Below are 15,831 nucleotides of genomic sequence, written 5' to 3' on the forward strand. Positions count from 1 at the left end.
AGAGCGTTTTGCGAATACATTTCGATCGTCAAAAAAGGTAATTCAACAGGCTCTTGATGTGAACCATGCCAGAAAGTAAGGCTTTAATGACGTTAGAAATCTAACGTCATTAAAGCCTTTTTTTTGAGAATCGTATGGTGTCACACGATTAAGTCCTGAGCCGTTAGGTATTCCACCGTACAGACAAGCTGGGGTCAGGCGTTTATCTTAGAGTAATTTAATTACATGCTGAGTATTCATTCTGTATGGCACATTATTTATCTCGTAAAAAGGAAGTGCATCGTGCATATCGCTATTAAGACTTTCCAGGCTATTCAGGAGGCGAGATGAGCTTTTTTTCTTTGATTAGTATTGTGATAACCCTTGCTGCGGTGTCTAGTTATTTTAATTATCGTTATATCAAATTACCAACGTCAATCGGCGTGATGGTGGTGGCTTTGGGCGCCTCCCTGATACTTATTATTGTCGGTCCCTACACAGAAGGACTTCGTGAACAGGCTACAAAATTAGTCGCACAAATTGATTTTGACAAAGTTGTCCTCCATAGCATGCTTGCGTTTTTACTGTTTGCGGCGGCGATACATGTTAAATCCCAGAATCTAACCAGAGAGTGGCTACCGATTGCCTTGCTCGCAACGATCGGGACCTTGCTCTCAACCTTTATAGTGGGCAGCTTAACTTGGCTGGTACTGGATTTGTTGGGGCTGAAAATTCCATTCTTACACGCCTTATTATTTGGTGCTCTAATTTCACCAACGGACCCTATTTCGGTATTGGCTATTATGAAATCGGTTGGCGCTTCTAAGCAGTTAGAGGCCCAAGTGGCTGGAGAATCTTTATTTAATGATGGGCTGGGCGTGGTGATTTTCTTGCTACTTTTACAGCTATCAGGTCTGGACAGAGCTACTGGTGAAGCGGTGGCTAGTGTGCATGCATCAACCTCTATTGATGTCACTGCGGTGGCGATGCTACTGCTCAAGGAAATAGGAGGCGCATTGCTATTGGCAATGGCCGCAGGATTATTAACCTATGAAATGCTTCGACGGGTTGATAATTATCAGGTTGAAGTCCTATTGACCCTTGCTCTTGCCATGGGGCTTTATGCTTTGGCGGATAGCTTAGACCTTTCTGCTCCCATTGCTGCTGTGGTTGCCGGATTGTTCTTAGGAAATCATGGCAGAGTTTTCGCGATGTCGGATAAAACGCGTGAACACCTTGATACGTTTTGGGAATTGGTAGATGAAATTCTAAACGTGGTGCTTTTCATGCTCATTGGGTTGGAGTTTTTAGTCTTGCCCATCGTCGGGGAATGGTTATTGGCTGGAGCGATTGCAATCCCCATCGTCATGCTAGCTCGTTGGTTGTGTGTTGCTGGAATAATAGGCCCATTAAGTTGGGTGACAGTACAGTCCAAAGGAGCGATAAGTATTCTGACTTGGGGTGGGTTACGAGGCGGTATTTCAGTGGCTATGGCGTTGTCGTTACCAGAAAGTCATTCGCGTAGTTTGATACTGGTTTTAACGTATTGCGTGGTTGTTTTCTCGATTATCGTACAAGGATTAACGATGGGGCGGGTGATCCGAATAAAAGGGGAGTTGACGCCACCTGATAAGTCTTGAGTCATCATCAGCACGACACGTTACTGAGATGGCACCAAGAATACGGCTACGAGGGCGGCAAAGCATCAATAAGTAACTCTGCGCCCTCAACATTACTTAGTTGCTTTTTTCGACATTACTTTTAGGTTTTCGAGCCCAATAGCCAGTGAGTCCATAGTGCTCATAAATGGCCATTTCATGCTCTCGATTTAGCGTCTCAACGGAGCTGTACTCAGGGGCATCTTTTATTAATTGACGATTTACATCGACTAAAACAGAGCGATCAAACCATTGAACTTTTTTGATCCATTCGGGTGAGATCAGAACTTGATGTCCTCCCCACCAATTACTGGTATCAATCACAAGATAGCGCACCGCCCAAGTATCTTCTTCTACTAACAGCCCGGATACATGGCCAATATCACCATCGATAGCGTGAATGTGGTAGCCAACAATTTCTTTCGCGCTACGTAAATCAGGGTCTGACTTTTGAAGATTTTCACGTTTGCTTTCATCAAAGAAATGATTGTTCTTTGGGTCGCGTAGCTCCGTAAGGGCGTCATTGTAGTCGGGATTTAGCAAATAGGGGTACATGTCGCCGCCCCATAGCTGGTTTCCTTCCCAGTAATATGGATAGCCATAAAAATTGAGATAGTCCATTTCATGCTGTCGTGAAACGGGTTTATCAGCATCAAGATTAGGGCTGTTTTTAACCTGATCTTTGGTGATTAATACCGGCAGTATTTTATTCTTCCAATCCGCTTTTTGAATGGCGATTGGCGAAATTAGCACCTTATGGCTGGATAGCCACGATCCTGTTTCTACAACAAAATAACGGACCGCCCACGATAAGTCATCAAACAGAAAGTCTTTTACCGCGCCGATATTTCCGTCACTGGCTGAAATCGTATAATCGTCTAGTTCTTTAAGGTCGCGCAACATGAGCGAATCTCCTTTTTCGAGGTCAGTATTTGTATTAATGATTAGAAAAATCGAGTACGACTCGAGACGGTACGTCACCATTTTGTAGTCGTTCAAAGACATCATTGATCGCAGAAAGTGGTTGTAACTCTATGTCTGCCTTTACCTTGCCCTCGGCCGCAAAAGCCAGTGCTTCAGCCATATCAAGGCGTGTTCCAACAAAGGAACCGCGGATGGTGATGCAATTAGCGACAACGTCGAATAATGGGGTTGGAAACTCGCCCGGTGGCAGTCCAACGAGAGCGCAGGTTCCTCGTTTTCGAGTCATAGCCACCCCTTGGTTAAAGGCGATTAATGACGGTGCGGTAATCAGTACGCCATGTGCGCCACCGTTTGTTGCTTTAATAACGGCTTCTACCGCGCCTGGTTGCTTCGCATTCACCACGGCATCAGCACCGAGTTTAGTGGCGTGCGCAAGTTTACGATCGTCTATATCAACCGCACAGACACGAAGACCTAATGCTTTGGCGTACTGAACGCCGAGATGGCCTAGCCCACCAATACCTGAAATAGCAATCCATTGACCAGGTCGTGCCCCAGTTTCTTTGATGCCTTTATAAGTAGTAACGCCAGCACAAATGATTGGCGCCGCTTCTACGGCGGAAAGTCCATTAGGGATATGGGCCACATAATTAGGATCAGCAACAATGTATTCTGCGAAGCCGCCATTTTTTGTGTAGCCGCCGAACTCAGCTTCGCCACAAACAGTTTCCCATGCCGCTAGACAATGTTCGCAATGACCACAGGCAGAATAGAGCCAAGGAACACCGACCCGATCGCCTTCTTTCACCGCAGTAACGCCATCACCTAATGCCACCACAATACCAATCCCTTCATGGCCAGGAATAAAAGGAGGAGTGGGCTTTAATGGCCAGTCACCATGCGCAGCGTGTAAGTCGGTGTGACAAACACCACAGGCCTCAGTTTTAACGAGAATCTGACCAGGGCCTATGGTTGGAATATCGAGTTCTTTTAGTGCCAATTTTTGACCAAACGCTTCAACGACGGCCGCTTGCATTTTTTTACTCATGAGAGACTCCAGTGATTGATTGCAAATGAAAAGTTATTCATAACCACAAAAATGAAAATGAGAGTGCTGTCTCAACTCGTCAATTCCTATCATTCAAAAACAATAAAACACTAGTCTTACCAAAAGGTGATGTCGGTGCGTTGCCGTACAGACTAGGGCCACAAAATTTCCTACGGTACTGGGTAAATAAAGGGATCTTATAAGTAGGGAATAAAAACTTTTTAGGCTGAATGAAAAGGTGTTGTATTTCAGTTGGTTAAGGTAGCGTTTTCTTTTTTACTAAGTTATATCACTATCGTTTTTATCAAGGTTGCACCTGTTTATTTAATTCTGTTTTTTAATATTAATCCGACTGATTTCTTTGGCTTTTCGACGAAAGGAATAAATACAAAAGTAATGGTTGGTTTCCTGACATAGAACAAAACATTCATTTACGAAATCATTACATAATAGGGCGTTTCTTATATTTCGTTTTCTACTAGTGAAAACTTTAAATTTAACGATATTTGTACCTGAGTTCTTTAGGTGGTTTTCAAATGGATGTTTTTAAAATTAAAAGTTTAAAAATAAAAACTTCTTTGTCTGGAAAGGATATCAAAAATGACGTTTAAATTTCCAAGCGCTTACACCATTCTCTTTTTGTTAATAGTGTTAGTCGCTGCTGGTACTTGGGTTGTTCCCGCCGGTAAATATGATCGTGTACAAAGTGTGGCATTAGGAAAAGAAGTACCTGTTCCTGGTACTTATAAGCATGTTGAGTCAAACCCTCAAGGTGTGGTTGCTGTATTTCTTGCGCCTATTGCTGGATTTTATGATCCAGACAGTTATGAGGCTGCCGCGATTGATGTCGCGTTGTTCGTGTTAATTATAGGTGGTTTTTTAGGCGTAGTTACCAAAACGGGAGCGATTGATACCGGTATTTCTCGCGCTATGGTGAAACTTAAAGGCCATGAAAAATGGATGATACCCATTCTAATGGCTTTATTTGCACTTGGCGGAAGCACCTATGGCATGGCTGAAGAGTCACTTGCTTTCTATGCGTTGCTTATTCCCGTGATGATCGCAGCAGGGTATGACTCTGTGGTTGCTGTAGCGGTTATTTTACTGGGTGCTGGCATTGGTTGTTTAGGCTCAACGATCAACCCGTTTGCTACTGTTATTGCTGCGAATGCGGCTGATATTCCTTTTACACAAGGCATAGGATTACGGTTTTTCATTTTACTGAGTGGCTGGTTAGCGTGTGTTATTTATGTAATGCGTTACGCCGCTAAGGTTAAGAAAGATCCTTCTCTCTCTATCGTTGCAGATCATCGCGCAGAGATTGAGCAGCAATTTATGACAGAAGCCCATAGCGATACAACTTCTATTTTGACCTTGTCACAGAAAATCGTATTAGTGATTTTTGCTTTGACATTTGCTGTGATGATTTGGGGTGTATCAAGCCAAGGCTGGTGGATGGCGAAGATGGGGGCGCTGTTTATTGCTTCTGCTATTTTAATTGGTTTTGTGACCAGAATGGGGGAGAAAAATTTTACGGATGTCTTTATCAATGGCGCTCGTGACCTATTAGGTGTGGCTATTATTATCGGCATTGCTCGTGGCATTGTGGTGGTTATGAATGCTGGTCATATGACCGATACTATTTTGCATTTAGGTGAGCAAACCCTAAGTGGCTTGCCCAACGTGGTGTTTATTAATGCCATGTTTGGCATTGAAGTTCTCATGTCGTTTTTTGTTCCTTCATCATCAGGGTTAGCGGTACTAAGTATGCCAATTATGGCGCCACTAGCGGATTTTTCTGGTGTGGGTCGAGAGTTAGTAGTAACCGCTTTTCAGTCTGCAAATGGTTTAGTTGATTTGTTTAATCCTACTTTTGCCGTGGTTATGGGGGCTTTGGCGATTGGCAAAGTGCCTTATGAAAGATGGTTGCGTTTTATTTGGCCGCTATTGTTAATTCTGTGTGTGCTCATCATGGGCTCTCTCAGTATTGTCGCGCTCAGTTCATAAATAATGGTGTATTCGTACCTTGTATGGGCCTTTATTTATAGCATTTCTACTGCTTCACAGGCCTTTTTACTCAATATAAAAGGACAGAAAGATGATTGAGTTTGGTGTTCATTCTGAAATCGGTAAGTTACGTAAAGTGATTGTTTGTCGGCCGGGCCTTGCCCATTCTCGTCTTACTCCTGCCAATGCAGCTGAACTATTGTATGACGATGTGTTGTGGGTACAACAGGCTCGTACAGACCACATGGACTTTTGCATGAAGATGGAAAGTCGTGGTGTACAAGTGCTTGAATTTGGTCAATTACTAAAAGAGACACTGCACAATAAAAAAGCGCGCGCTTGGATTCTAGACCGTCGAATTGACGAAAATCAAGTTGGCGTGGGCATGTTAAATGAATTGCGAAGCTGGCTAGAAGGTATGTCAGACGAACAATTGGCGATTTTCTTGATTGGTGGTATTTCGGTCCACGATTTACCGTTCAAACCTCATGGCATGTTTGGAAATTATTTAGGCGGTGATGGTTTTGTTATTCCTCCATTGCCGAATACTCAATTTACTCGAGATAACAGCAGCTGGATTTACAATGGCGTCACTGTGAACCCAATGTATTGGCCAGCACGTCGCCCTGAAACCTTATTGGTTACCGCTATTTATCAGTTTCATCCTGAGTTTGCTCCGGCCTTTAATAATGGTGATTTCAAAATCTGGTGGGGTAACCCAGATGAAGATCATGGTCCAGCAACTGCCGAAGGGGGCGATGTGATGCCACTAGGCAATGGTAACGTGTTGATTGGTATGGGAGAACGTACTTCACCTCAAGCAGTAGGACAAATTGCGCAACGTCTTTTCGAGCAGGGAGCCGCTACGCGAGTAGTTGCTTGCCAAATGCCTCGTTCTCGATCAGCAATGCATTTGGATACTGTGTTTAGTCAATGTGACCGTGATGTCGCGACGGCTTTTGTTGATGTCTGTGATGAAATTCAATGTTACAGCCTAAGACCGGGTGACAATGCCGAGCATATTGATTTTCGTAAAGAAGATAAGCACTTGTTTGATATCGCAGCCGACTGTGTCGGCGTCAAAAAGCTGAATATAGTGCAAACAGGTGGTGACAGTTACCAGAAAGAACGTGAGCAGTGGGACGATGGTAATAACGTGGTTGCACTAGAGCCGGGTGTGGTGGTTGCTTATGATCGTAATACTTATACCAATACCTTGTTACGAAAAGCGGGTGTGGAAGTTATTACGATCAGCAGTGCAGAACTAGGCCGAGGTCGAGGTGGTGGCCATTGTATGACATGCCCTGTATGGCGTGATCCGGTTGAGTCTTAAGTTTTACATTCAAGTGGTAAGTGTTATTAGGTTTTAAAATGCATTTTACTTACATGAAATATTGGCTGAATTCAGTTTTTTGAATTCAGTTTTTTGAATTTAGCCAATTTTCGTTCAAATTATTGGTATATCAATAGGCAAGGAATTTTTCGATGTCATTCAATTTACGTAATAAAAACTTTCTTAAGTTATTAGATTTTAGCCAGCGAGATGTTAATTTTTTATTAGATTTGGCACGAGACCTTAAGCGAGCTAAATATACGGGTATGGAAAAACAGGGTTTGAAGGGTAAAAATATTTGCCTTATTTTTGAAAAATCCTCTACGCGTACTTTATGTGCATTTGAAGTGGCTTCTTTTGATCAGGGGGCTCAAGTTACTTATTTAGGACCTTCTGGTTCACAAATCGGCAAAAAAGAATCCATGAAAGACACGGCTCGAGTATTAGGTCGCATGTACGATGCCATTGAGTACCGTGGTTATGGCCAAGACATTGTGGAAGAGCTGGCTAAATACGCTGGAGTTCCTGTTTTTAATGGATTGACTGATGAGTTTCATCCTACTCAGATGCTCGCTGACTTGTTAACCATGCAAGAGCACAGCCGTAAACCATTATGCGATGTTAGCTACGCATTTGTTGGTGATGCTCATTCCAATATGGGGCATTCATTGATGATTGCTGGCTGTTTAATGGGCATGGATGTGCGCATTGCTGCGCCTAAATCGTTATGGCCAAGTGATGAATATTTGATACCAGCCCGTGAATTGGCAGAGCGTTATGGTGCTAGGTTAACCATTACAGATGACCCAAAAGAAGCCGTGAAAGGTTGTGACTTTATTCACACCGATGTGTGGGTTTCTATGGGTGAACCTGACAGCGTTTGGAAAGAAAGAATTGAGCTATTAACGCCTTTCCGGGTAGACAGCGAGTTGATGAAGGCGACTGGTGTGAGCAATACGAAATTTATGCATTGCTTGCCTGCATTTCATAATCGCGACACGGTTATTGGTGAAGAAATGTTTCAAAAATTTGGTGTTTCTGAAATGGAAGTGTCCGATGAAGTATTTGAATCCGTAGCGGGTGTTCAATTTGAGCAAGCAGAAAACCGTCTACATACCATTAAAGCCATGCTAGTGGCGACACTGGGTAGCTAAGGAGTAAGGGTATGCGGATTGTAGTCGCTCTCGGTGGTAACGCGTTGCTAAAACGCGGTGAACCTCTCACCGCGCAGGCACAGCGAGCCAATATTAAAATTGCAGCGCAAGCGTTGGCAAAAATAGCGGTTGATAATGAGCTGATTATCACCCACGGAAATGGACCTCAAGTTGGCTTACTTGCGTTGCAAGGCAACGCTTATAAGCCGAAAGAGCTATACCCTCTAGATGTGCTTGGTGCAGAAACAGAAGGCATGATTGGCTACATGATAGAGCAGGAAATGGGTAATTTACTGCCTTCTGAACGGCCGATCGTGACTTTACTTACAATGGTAGAAGTCGATTCAAAAGACCCTGCTTTTAGCCATCCTGCTAAATTTATAGGTCCCGTTTACGACGAAGACGAAGCCCAAAAAATAGCCAAAGAAAATAATTGGTTTATTAAGCCTGATGGCGATAAATGGCGCCGCGTTGTACCGTCACCTTTGCCCAAACGTATTTTTGAAATTCGTCCCATTCGTTGGTTGTTAGAAAAAAACACCATTGTTATTGCCAGTGGCGGCGGTGGTATTCCAACCATGTTTGATGAGGCTCATCATCTTCAAGGTGTTGAAGCGGTGATCGATAAAGATCTATCCAGTGAATTATTGGCACGTGAATTGAATGCCGATTTATACATTATGGCCACAGATGCCGCCGCGGTATTTCTTGACTGGAATACACCAAAGCAGCGTGGGATTAAACAGGTTAATCCCGAAGACTTAGCAAAGCATACGTTTGCTGAGGGTTCGATGGGGCCAAAAGTTAGTGCGGCGTGCCAGTTTGCTCAGAGCACGGGTAAAACCGCTGCAATTGGCTCTTTAGAAGACTTAGAGGCGATAGTAAAAGGCTTAGCAGGTACTCATGTTAACAAGCAGGCGGTAGAGATGACGTGCTATTGATTGGATGTTTAATCAAACGCTTATGTCTTTAACGTTATCTATTTTTAATATTTTACTTATCGTCATTGTTATTAAAAAATAACCAACGATTAACCACTTAATCAGCCTGATGTAATGGAGATTTTTAACATGGCTAGTACACGCTTTCCGGTAAAATTGTTTGTGATTGCCGCCTTGTGCGCGGCGGTCGCTGTCGCGGGCGGCTGGATCTATTACCAGCGTCATTTAGAGCCTGAACTGCCAACTTCCATTGCTTCTGGAAATGGTCGGATCGAAGCCGTTGAATACGATATAGCGACTAAATATCCCGGACGAGTGGAGAAGGTGCTAGTCAATGAAGGCGACATGGTCGAACAAGATCAAGTACTCGCTAAAATGAACACAGATTCGATCAATGCTCAATTGAGGGAAGCCCAAGCCAGTCTACGTGAAGCGCAAAGTAATCGTGATTACGTGCTTGCTATGGTGACGGTTCGTAAAAGTGAATTAACCTATGCCAAAAGAGAGCAAGAGCGCTCTGCTACTTTAGCGAAATCTGGGCATATCTCTCAAGAAAAACTGGATCAAGCGAATACTCAATACGCGACGGCAGCGGCAATGCTTAAAGCGGTTAATATTCAGGTTACGCAAGCAGAGTCAGGTATTGAGGCGGCCGAGGCGGCGATTAATCAACTACAGGTGACATTAAAAGAGACGAATCTAACGACGCCTATTAAAGGTCGAGTGCTTTATAAGCTCGCACAGCCAGGCGAAGTGCTAGGATCAGGAGGGAATGTCTTAACGGTTCTTGATTTGACCGATGTCTCCATGTCTATTTTTGTACCTACGGATCAAGCAGGCAAAATACAAGTCGGCAGTGAAGCTAGAATTATCCTTGATGCCATCCCTCAGTATGTAATCCCTGCGACGGTTTCATTTGTGGCCGCTAGGGCACAATTTACGCCTAAAGCGGTTGAAACCCGCTCCGAGCGTGAAAAGTTAATGTTTAGGGTGAAAGTGAAAATAGACCCTAAGCTATTAAAAGAATATATAAACTCTGTAAAAACAGGCGTACCTGGCGACGCTTATATTTTGTTAGATCAAAAGCAGGGTTGGCCTAAAAATCTACAGGTTAAATTGCCATAATGGCTAATTCTAAATCCAGTGTTGTCTCATTGTCTTGTGTCTCACACCGATATGGTGAGAATGACGCGATAAAGCAAGTCGATCTTGATATTCCATCAGGCTGCATGGTCGGCTTGATAGGACCTGATGGGGTTGGTAAATCTACCTTATTGGCTTTGATCGCAGGGGCTAGGCAAATCCAAGAGGGTGCGATCCGTGTGTTTGATGGGGATATATCAGACGCGAATTATAGAGATGCTATCGCACCAAGAATTGCCTTTATGCCACAAGGATTAGGAAAAAACTTGTATGCGACCTTGTCTGTGTTTGAAAACATAGATTTTTTTGGCCGTTTGTTTGGTATTCCTGCAAAGCAACGACACCAGCAGATTAATGAGCTTTTATTGGCGACGGGGTTAGCTGAGTTTCGTGATCGACCCGCTGGTAAATTGTCGGGAGGAATGAAGCAAAAATTAGGCCTGTGTTGTGCTTTGATCCATGCGCCAGACTTATTAATACTCGATGAACCCACCACAGGTGTTGATCCATTGTCGCGCCGTCAATTTTGGGAACTGATCGGGCATATACGCAAGCGCCGTGAGGGCATGAGCGTCATTGTTGCTACCGCCTATATGGACGAAGCGGAGTTGTTTGATTGGATTATCCCTATGAATATGGGCAAGGTGTTGGATACCGGTACGGTAGCCGAAATCAAACAGCGAACCAATACACAGACCCTTGAAGCGGCGTTTATTAACTTATTGCCCGACAGCGTGCGCAATGAACATGCTGCTTTATCTATCCCGCCGTTAAACCTTAAGGACAATAAAATTGCGATTACGGCAAAAGGTCTGACCAAAACATTTGGCGACTTTACGGCGGTGGATAATATTAATCTAGAGATCACGCAAGGTGAGATTTTTGGCTTTTTAGGATCAAATGGTTGTGGTAAGAGTACGACCATGAAAATGCTAACTGGATTATTGCCTGTTAGCCGTGGTGAAGGCTTGTTATTTGGCAGTCCCGTTGAGTCTAATTCAATGGCGATTCGTCATCGAGTTGGCTATATGTCTCAAGGTTTTTCGTTGTATGGTGAATTAACCGTACGTCAAAACTTGGAGCTGCATGCCAAGCTATTTCATATGCCCGCAGACAAAGCCAAAGAGCGCATAGACAGTTTGCTAGATCGGTTTACCTTAAGGTCTTATCAAGGGGTGAACTCCGCCGAATTACCTTTAGGCATCAGGCAGCGGTTGTCGTTAGCGGTGGCGGTTGTACATGATCCTGAATTGCTCATCCTTGATGAACCGACTTCTGGGGTGGACCCCGTTGCCCGTGATAATTTCTGGGCATTATTGATTGATCTTTCACGTAATCATGGCGTGACTATCTTTATCTCCACCCATTTTATGAATGAGGCAATGCGTTGTGATCGTATTTCACTGATGCACGCCGGTAAGATATTAGTAACAGACACCCCAGAGGTTATTAGTAAGTCGCGGGATTCAGAGACCCTTGAAGACGCTTTTATTTCGTATTTAGAAGAAGCTCAAGGAAATAAAACAGCGACACCTGCGCCACAAAATACTATTGATAAAGAGTACCCCATTCCAGTGAACCGGGCGTTTAGTCTGCGTCGATTATTTGGGTTTAGTTATCGTGAGTCCTTGGAAGTGTTGCGCGATCCGATTCGGTTAGCATTCGCTTTATTAGGCTCCGCCTTGCTTATGTTGGTACTGGGTTATGGCATATCGTTAGACGTTAATGATTTGACCTTTTCTGTTTTAGATCAAGATCATACTCCAGAAAGTCGTAATTATATTCAGAGTATTTCGAGCTCACAATATTTTATAGAGCACTCAGCGCTTAGCTCTAACGAAGAGCTTGATAGACGCATGCAAGATGGCGAACTCAGTTTCAGCGTCGTGATTCCACCGGGTTTCGGCGTGGATTTAAAGCGTGGACGGGTCCCTGAAGTCACCGTTTGGGTGGATGGTGCTATGCCATTTCGGGCCGAGACAATAGATGGTTATATGCAGGGAGTACACAGTGCGTATTTAACGGACTTAACCTTAAAGGCGTTAGGTTATGTGCCGACTATTTTGCCTATAAATATCGCGTCTCGTTATCGTTTTAATCAGGATTTCAAAAGTATTTACGCGTTAGCGCCCAGCGTGATCCCGTTGTTATTGATGTTTATTCCGGCGATTTTGACCGCCTTGTCAGTAGTACGAGAGAAAGAAATGGGTTCCATCGTGAACTTATACGTAAGCCCAGCGACCAGGCTAGAGTTCCTGTTAGGCAAACAGCTGCCCTATATTATTATTAGTATGGTGAGCTTTGTTATATTGCTGTTTGTGACGGTATATATCTTTAAAGTGCCAATAAAAGGTGACCTTTTTGCACTCTATAGTGCCGCGCTGATTTACATTATTGCGACGACCGGTATCGGTTTGTTTATGTCGACCTTTACGAAAACGCAAATTGCCGCACTGGCGGGTACTGCCATAGTGACGCTGCTGGTAACGGTCAGCTTTTCAGGTTTGACCAGCCCTGTGTCCTCTTTAGAAGGAGTAGGGCGACTGATGGGTGAGTGTTGGCCGGCAACGTATTTTATTATCATTATTCGGGGCATAGTCACGAAAGGACTCGGCTTTTCAGAGCTGTCTTCGTCTTTTCAATCACTGCTCGTATTTGCGCCGTTGTTTACCTTGGTTAGTGTGATCTTGTTAAGGAAGCAGGGAAAATGAGAAGTCGAATGTTAGATTCTAATATCCTGCAGTTAAGCATTAAGGAATTTCGTAGCCTATGGCACGATAAAATCTTATTGATATTGATTGTGTGGGCGTTTAGCGGCGGCATTTATGTGGCCTCTACTGCCTCGTCTCAAGAGCTGCACAATGCGCCCATTGCGATTGTTGATGAGGATGGTTCTCCACTGTCTAAAACAATAGGGAATGCATTCAATGAGCCTTATTTTAATAAACCTGAGTACATTAATTATAGCGCCGTGGAACCTGCATTAAATTCGGGGCAGTTTACTTTTGTCGTGATCATTCCATCAGGTTTTCAGAGTGACATGATGGCGTCTAAACAACCAACAATTCAAATCAATATCGATGCAACCCAGATGTCCCAAGCTGGGATCGGTGATGGGTATATTCAGAATATAATCAGTGGCGAGGTCAATAAATTCGTTAGCGGGACATTAAAGGCGTACAAGCTTCCTGTAAAACTCATTATTCATAATAAGTACAATCCTAACCTGACCAGCAGTTGGTTTGGGAGCATCATGGAGATTATCAATAATGTCACCATGCTCTCTATCATCTTGGCGGGTGCCGCTGTTATCAGAGAGCGCGAACATGGCACATTGGAACATTTACTGGTTATGCCGGTGAAACCAATAGAAATTGTGCTTTCCAAAGTGCTGGCTAACGGTGCGGTCGTGCTGTTCGCGGCGACCTTATCACTTATTTTTATCGTTCAATATGTATTACAGGTCCCTATTAAAGGCTCTATTTGGCTGTTTGTATTGGGTGCTGCTCTACATTTGTTTGCCACGACTTCGATGGGGATCTTTCTTGGTACCATCGCGAGGACAATGCCGCAATTAGGCTTGCTGTTTATCCTGACGGTACTGCCGTTAGAAATGCTATCGGGCGGGATAACGCCTTATGAAAGCATGCCGCAACTCATACAAGATCTTATGCAGGTGGCTCCCACCACACACTTTGTTAACTTATCACAAGCCATTTTGTATCGCGGAGGCGGTTTTAGCATTATCTGGGAACAGTTAGTGATTCTATTGCTGATTGGTAGTGTCTTCTTGTTGAGTGCGGTGAGTCGCTTTCGCACCTCTGTCGCCAATGCGTAATATAGGTCGTGCTATAAAGATGCTTTGTTGTAATCGAGATATGTTTATAGCACGACAGTACTAAGCTCAAACTTAGTCATCACGGCAGAGATGTCATACAAAGAAGCCATACAAAAAAACAAAGTAAATAAGTGAGGGGTAGCACAAAGGTGCCCCTTAGTTTTATTGTGTATCTTTATAATCTATAATGGTTTTTCTTCACAATCCTGTATATTTCTCCATAGTTTTACATTCTCTTTATGCTTTTTTAAAAATATTTATTGTTTTGATATTTAAAATAAGTATAAGGAATAATGCGAATAGCATGAAATGCGCTCTGGTAATATCATAAGAAGCACTACTATAATGAAGGGGTACTAGATTGAGCCATTACGCTTTTTCTAAAGATTTTGACAATAAAAATAAGAATGGAGCCAGTCATGACAATTTCTTCAAAATATTCATCTAGCATTTTCAAAATAAGCCTTGTTACTTTATCGGTAGCGGCGGCATCCTCTGCGTATTCAGCAGGCTTTTCACTTGGTGACCAAAGTGCCACAGCGTCGGGTTCCGCCTTGTCTGCCGCAGCGGCTTCTGACGAGGATATTTCCTTTAGCTTCTGGAACCCTGCGTTATTCCTTAATGCGAAAAAGAACACCTTCTATGTGTCTGGGGCATACATAATGCCTAAAATGGACGTGACTAATATTGAAGCTAAGGACGCATTAGGCCAATCAATTTCTTCTGGATCATCAACCAATACCGATTCTGTTGATAATGCTCTTGCTCCATCGATTTATTATGCCATGCCATTATCTGATAATACCGTTGCAGGAATATCACTCAATGCGCCTTTTGGTCTATCGGGGGACTATGGTGATAAGTGGGCAGGACGATTCAATGCAACAAAAACGGCTCTAAAAGACATCGCGTTAAGTTTTTCCCTTGCTCATCGAGTGAATGACTGGTTCTCAGCAGGTGCTAGTATCCAAGTGCATCGTGCTAGCGTAACTTTAGACTCCGCTGTGGGTAGTACTGTTGGGGTATACGGTGGTGAAGGGGTTGGTAAAATAGATGCCGATGCAACCGGTTATGGGTATAGTTTGGGCGTGCTATTTAAGCCAGTGAAAGGTACCCGAATTGGTATTGGTTATCGTAGTAAAGTAGACTTTGATTTTAAAGGCAATGTTAAGTATAACAATGTCTCAGGATTAAATAATGCACTTCCCAATGCCCCTTATAATAAATCATATCAACTAGTAAATGCGGATGTTAGTGATTCGCTTACTTTTCCAGATGTGTTAACTATCAGTTTAGCTCAAGCACTAACGCCGAAACTCACATTGGGCTTAAGTGCTATCCGTACGGGTTGGAGCTCAATGAAAGACGGTTTAAATATCGATTTTGATAGTACTCAACCTAATTCTAAGTTGACCTTTGGCTTTGAAGATCAATGGATGTACTCCGCAGGTTTGACCTATGATTATTCACAGCAGCTAACCTTGCGAACTGGTATTGCCATGGATAATTCTCCAGCAACCGATAAATATCGTTCAGCAAGAACCCCAGATGCAGATCGTAAGTGGTATTCCATGGGGGCAACATACAACATTAACGATATGTCGTCTGCCACCTTTGCTTATACGCATGTTGCGATAGACAGTGTATCTGTTAACCGTGATGGTAGTGGTGAAGATGCCGCACGAGGTTCTTACAGCGCAGATTACTCCTCATCTGCAAATGTTATATCGTTAGCTTATAATATGTCGTTCTAACATATCGTACTTCCCTTAGATAAACAAAAAGCCAGATCTTGAAAAAGGTCTG

Annotated in this window: 11 protein-coding genes; 9 read left to right on the forward strand and 2 right to left on the reverse strand. The window is 43.4% G+C overall.

Annotated features, from left to right (window positions below; genetic code table 11):
* The first annotated feature begins 326 nt into the window (after positions 1-326).
* On the forward strand, positions 327-1,619 hold the full coding sequence (locus tag E0D70_RS05545) for a cation:proton antiporter (RefSeq protein WP_133011286.1): 1,293 nt from the start codon (positions 327-329) through the stop codon (positions 1,617-1,619).
* Between the two features lie 96 nt (positions 1,620-1,715).
* On the opposite strand, the gene E0D70_RS05550 is transcribed toward E0D70_RS05545, so the two are convergent.
* Together E0D70_RS05550 and adhP are read right to left on the reverse strand one after the other, a co-directional pair.
* Entirely contained in the window at positions 1,716-2,540 is an 825-nt protein-coding gene (locus E0D70_RS05550; RefSeq protein WP_133011287.1) for a PRC-barrel domain-containing protein, read from the reverse strand.
* A gap of 34 nt (positions 2,541-2,574) precedes the next feature.
* A complete protein-coding gene (gene adhP / locus E0D70_RS05555; RefSeq protein ID WP_133011288.1) occupies positions 2,575-3,609 on the reverse strand; it encodes an alcohol dehydrogenase AdhP in 1,035 nt (344 codons plus the stop codon).
* A gap of 600 nt (positions 3,610-4,209) precedes the next feature.
* On the opposite strand from adhP, the gene E0D70_RS05560 reads away from it, so the two are divergent.
* The 8 genes from E0D70_RS05560 to E0D70_RS05595 all read left to right on the forward strand — a co-directional run bounded on the left by E0D70_RS05560 (position 4,210) and on the right by E0D70_RS05595 (position 15,779).
* A complete protein-coding gene (locus E0D70_RS05560) occupies positions 4,210-5,616 on the forward strand; it encodes a YfcC family protein (RefSeq protein WP_133011289.1) in 1,407 nt (468 codons plus the stop codon).
* Between the two features lie 91 nt (positions 5,617-5,707).
* Positions 5,708-6,949 (forward strand): arginine deiminase, encoded by a 1,242-nt coding sequence (locus E0D70_RS05565; protein ID WP_133011290.1) that lies wholly within the window; start codon positions 5,708-5,710, stop codon positions 6,947-6,949.
* A gap of 152 nt (positions 6,950-7,101) precedes the next feature.
* A complete protein-coding gene (argF, locus tag E0D70_RS05570; protein ID WP_133011291.1) occupies positions 7,102-8,103 on the forward strand; it encodes an ornithine carbamoyltransferase in 1,002 nt (333 codons plus the stop codon).
* Positions 8,104-8,114: 11 nt separating this feature from the next.
* Positions 8,115-9,044: a carbamate kinase gene (arcC, locus tag E0D70_RS05575; RefSeq protein WP_133011292.1), complete on the forward strand. Its 930-nt coding sequence runs from the start codon at positions 8,115-8,117 to the stop codon at positions 9,042-9,044.
* A gap of 129 nt (positions 9,045-9,173) precedes the next feature.
* Positions 9,174-10,169, forward strand: a complete 996-nt coding sequence (locus E0D70_RS05580) for an HlyD family secretion protein (RefSeq protein ID WP_133011293.1) — start codon at positions 9,174-9,176, stop codon at positions 10,167-10,169.
* Positions 10,169-12,898 (forward strand): ribosome-associated ATPase/putative transporter RbbA, encoded by a 2,730-nt coding sequence (gene rbbA / locus E0D70_RS05585; RefSeq protein WP_133011294.1) that lies wholly within the window; start codon positions 10,169-10,171, stop codon positions 12,896-12,898. The genes E0D70_RS05580 and rbbA overlap by 1 nt, the downstream gene beginning before the upstream one ends.
* Entirely contained in the window at positions 12,895-14,025 is a 1,131-nt protein-coding gene (locus E0D70_RS05590) for an ABC transporter permease (protein ID WP_133011295.1), read from the forward strand. Before rbbA ends, E0D70_RS05590 begins: the two co-directional genes overlap by 4 nt.
* 419 nt (positions 14,026-14,444) lie before the next feature.
* Positions 14,445-15,779 (forward strand): OmpP1/FadL family transporter, encoded by a 1,335-nt coding sequence (locus tag E0D70_RS05595; protein ID WP_133011296.1) that lies wholly within the window; start codon positions 14,445-14,447, stop codon positions 15,777-15,779.
* The last annotated feature ends 52 nt before the right edge of the window (positions 15,780-15,831 follow it).

It is taken from the genome of Marinomonas flavescens, from assembly GCF_004352835.1.
GTDB classification, from domain to species: Bacteria; Pseudomonadota; Gammaproteobacteria; order Pseudomonadales; family Marinomonadaceae; genus Marinomonas; species Marinomonas flavescens.

What these genes read in the sequence shown, in the direction of transcription:
- E0D70_RS05545 (WP_133011286.1), top strand. Translation starts at nt 327, where the DNA reads ATGAGCTTTTTTTCTTTGATTAGTATTGTGATAACCCTTGCTGCGGTG.
- E0D70_RS05595 (WP_133011296.1), top strand. Translation starts at nt 14,445, where the DNA reads ATGACAATTTCTTCAAAATATTCATCTAGCATTTTCAAAATAAGCCTT.
- argF (WP_133011291.1), top strand. Translation starts at nt 7,102, where the DNA reads ATGTCATTCAATTTACGTAATAAAAACTTTCTTAAGTTATTAGATTTT.
- adhP (WP_133011288.1), bottom strand. Translation starts at nt 3,609, where the DNA reads ATGAGTAAAAAAATGCAAGCGGCCGTCGTTGAAGCGTTTGGTCAAAAA.
- arcC (WP_133011292.1), top strand. Translation starts at nt 8,115, where the DNA reads ATGCGGATTGTAGTCGCTCTCGGTGGTAACGCGTTGCTAAAACGCGGT.
- E0D70_RS05565 (WP_133011290.1), top strand. Translation starts at nt 5,708, where the DNA reads ATGATTGAGTTTGGTGTTCATTCTGAAATCGGTAAGTTACGTAAAGTG.
- rbbA (WP_133011294.1), top strand. Translation starts at nt 10,169, where the DNA reads ATGGCTAATTCTAAATCCAGTGTTGTCTCATTGTCTTGTGTCTCACAC.
- E0D70_RS05550 (WP_133011287.1), bottom strand. Translation starts at nt 2,540, where the DNA reads ATGTTGCGCGACCTTAAAGAACTAGACGATTATACGATTTCAGCCAGT.
- E0D70_RS05590 (WP_133011295.1), top strand. Translation starts at nt 12,895, where the DNA reads ATGAGAAGTCGAATGTTAGATTCTAATATCCTGCAGTTAAGCATTAAG.
- E0D70_RS05560 (WP_133011289.1), top strand. Translation starts at nt 4,210, where the DNA reads ATGACGTTTAAATTTCCAAGCGCTTACACCATTCTCTTTTTGTTAATA.
- E0D70_RS05580 (WP_133011293.1), top strand. Translation starts at nt 9,174, where the DNA reads ATGGCTAGTACACGCTTTCCGGTAAAATTGTTTGTGATTGCCGCCTTG.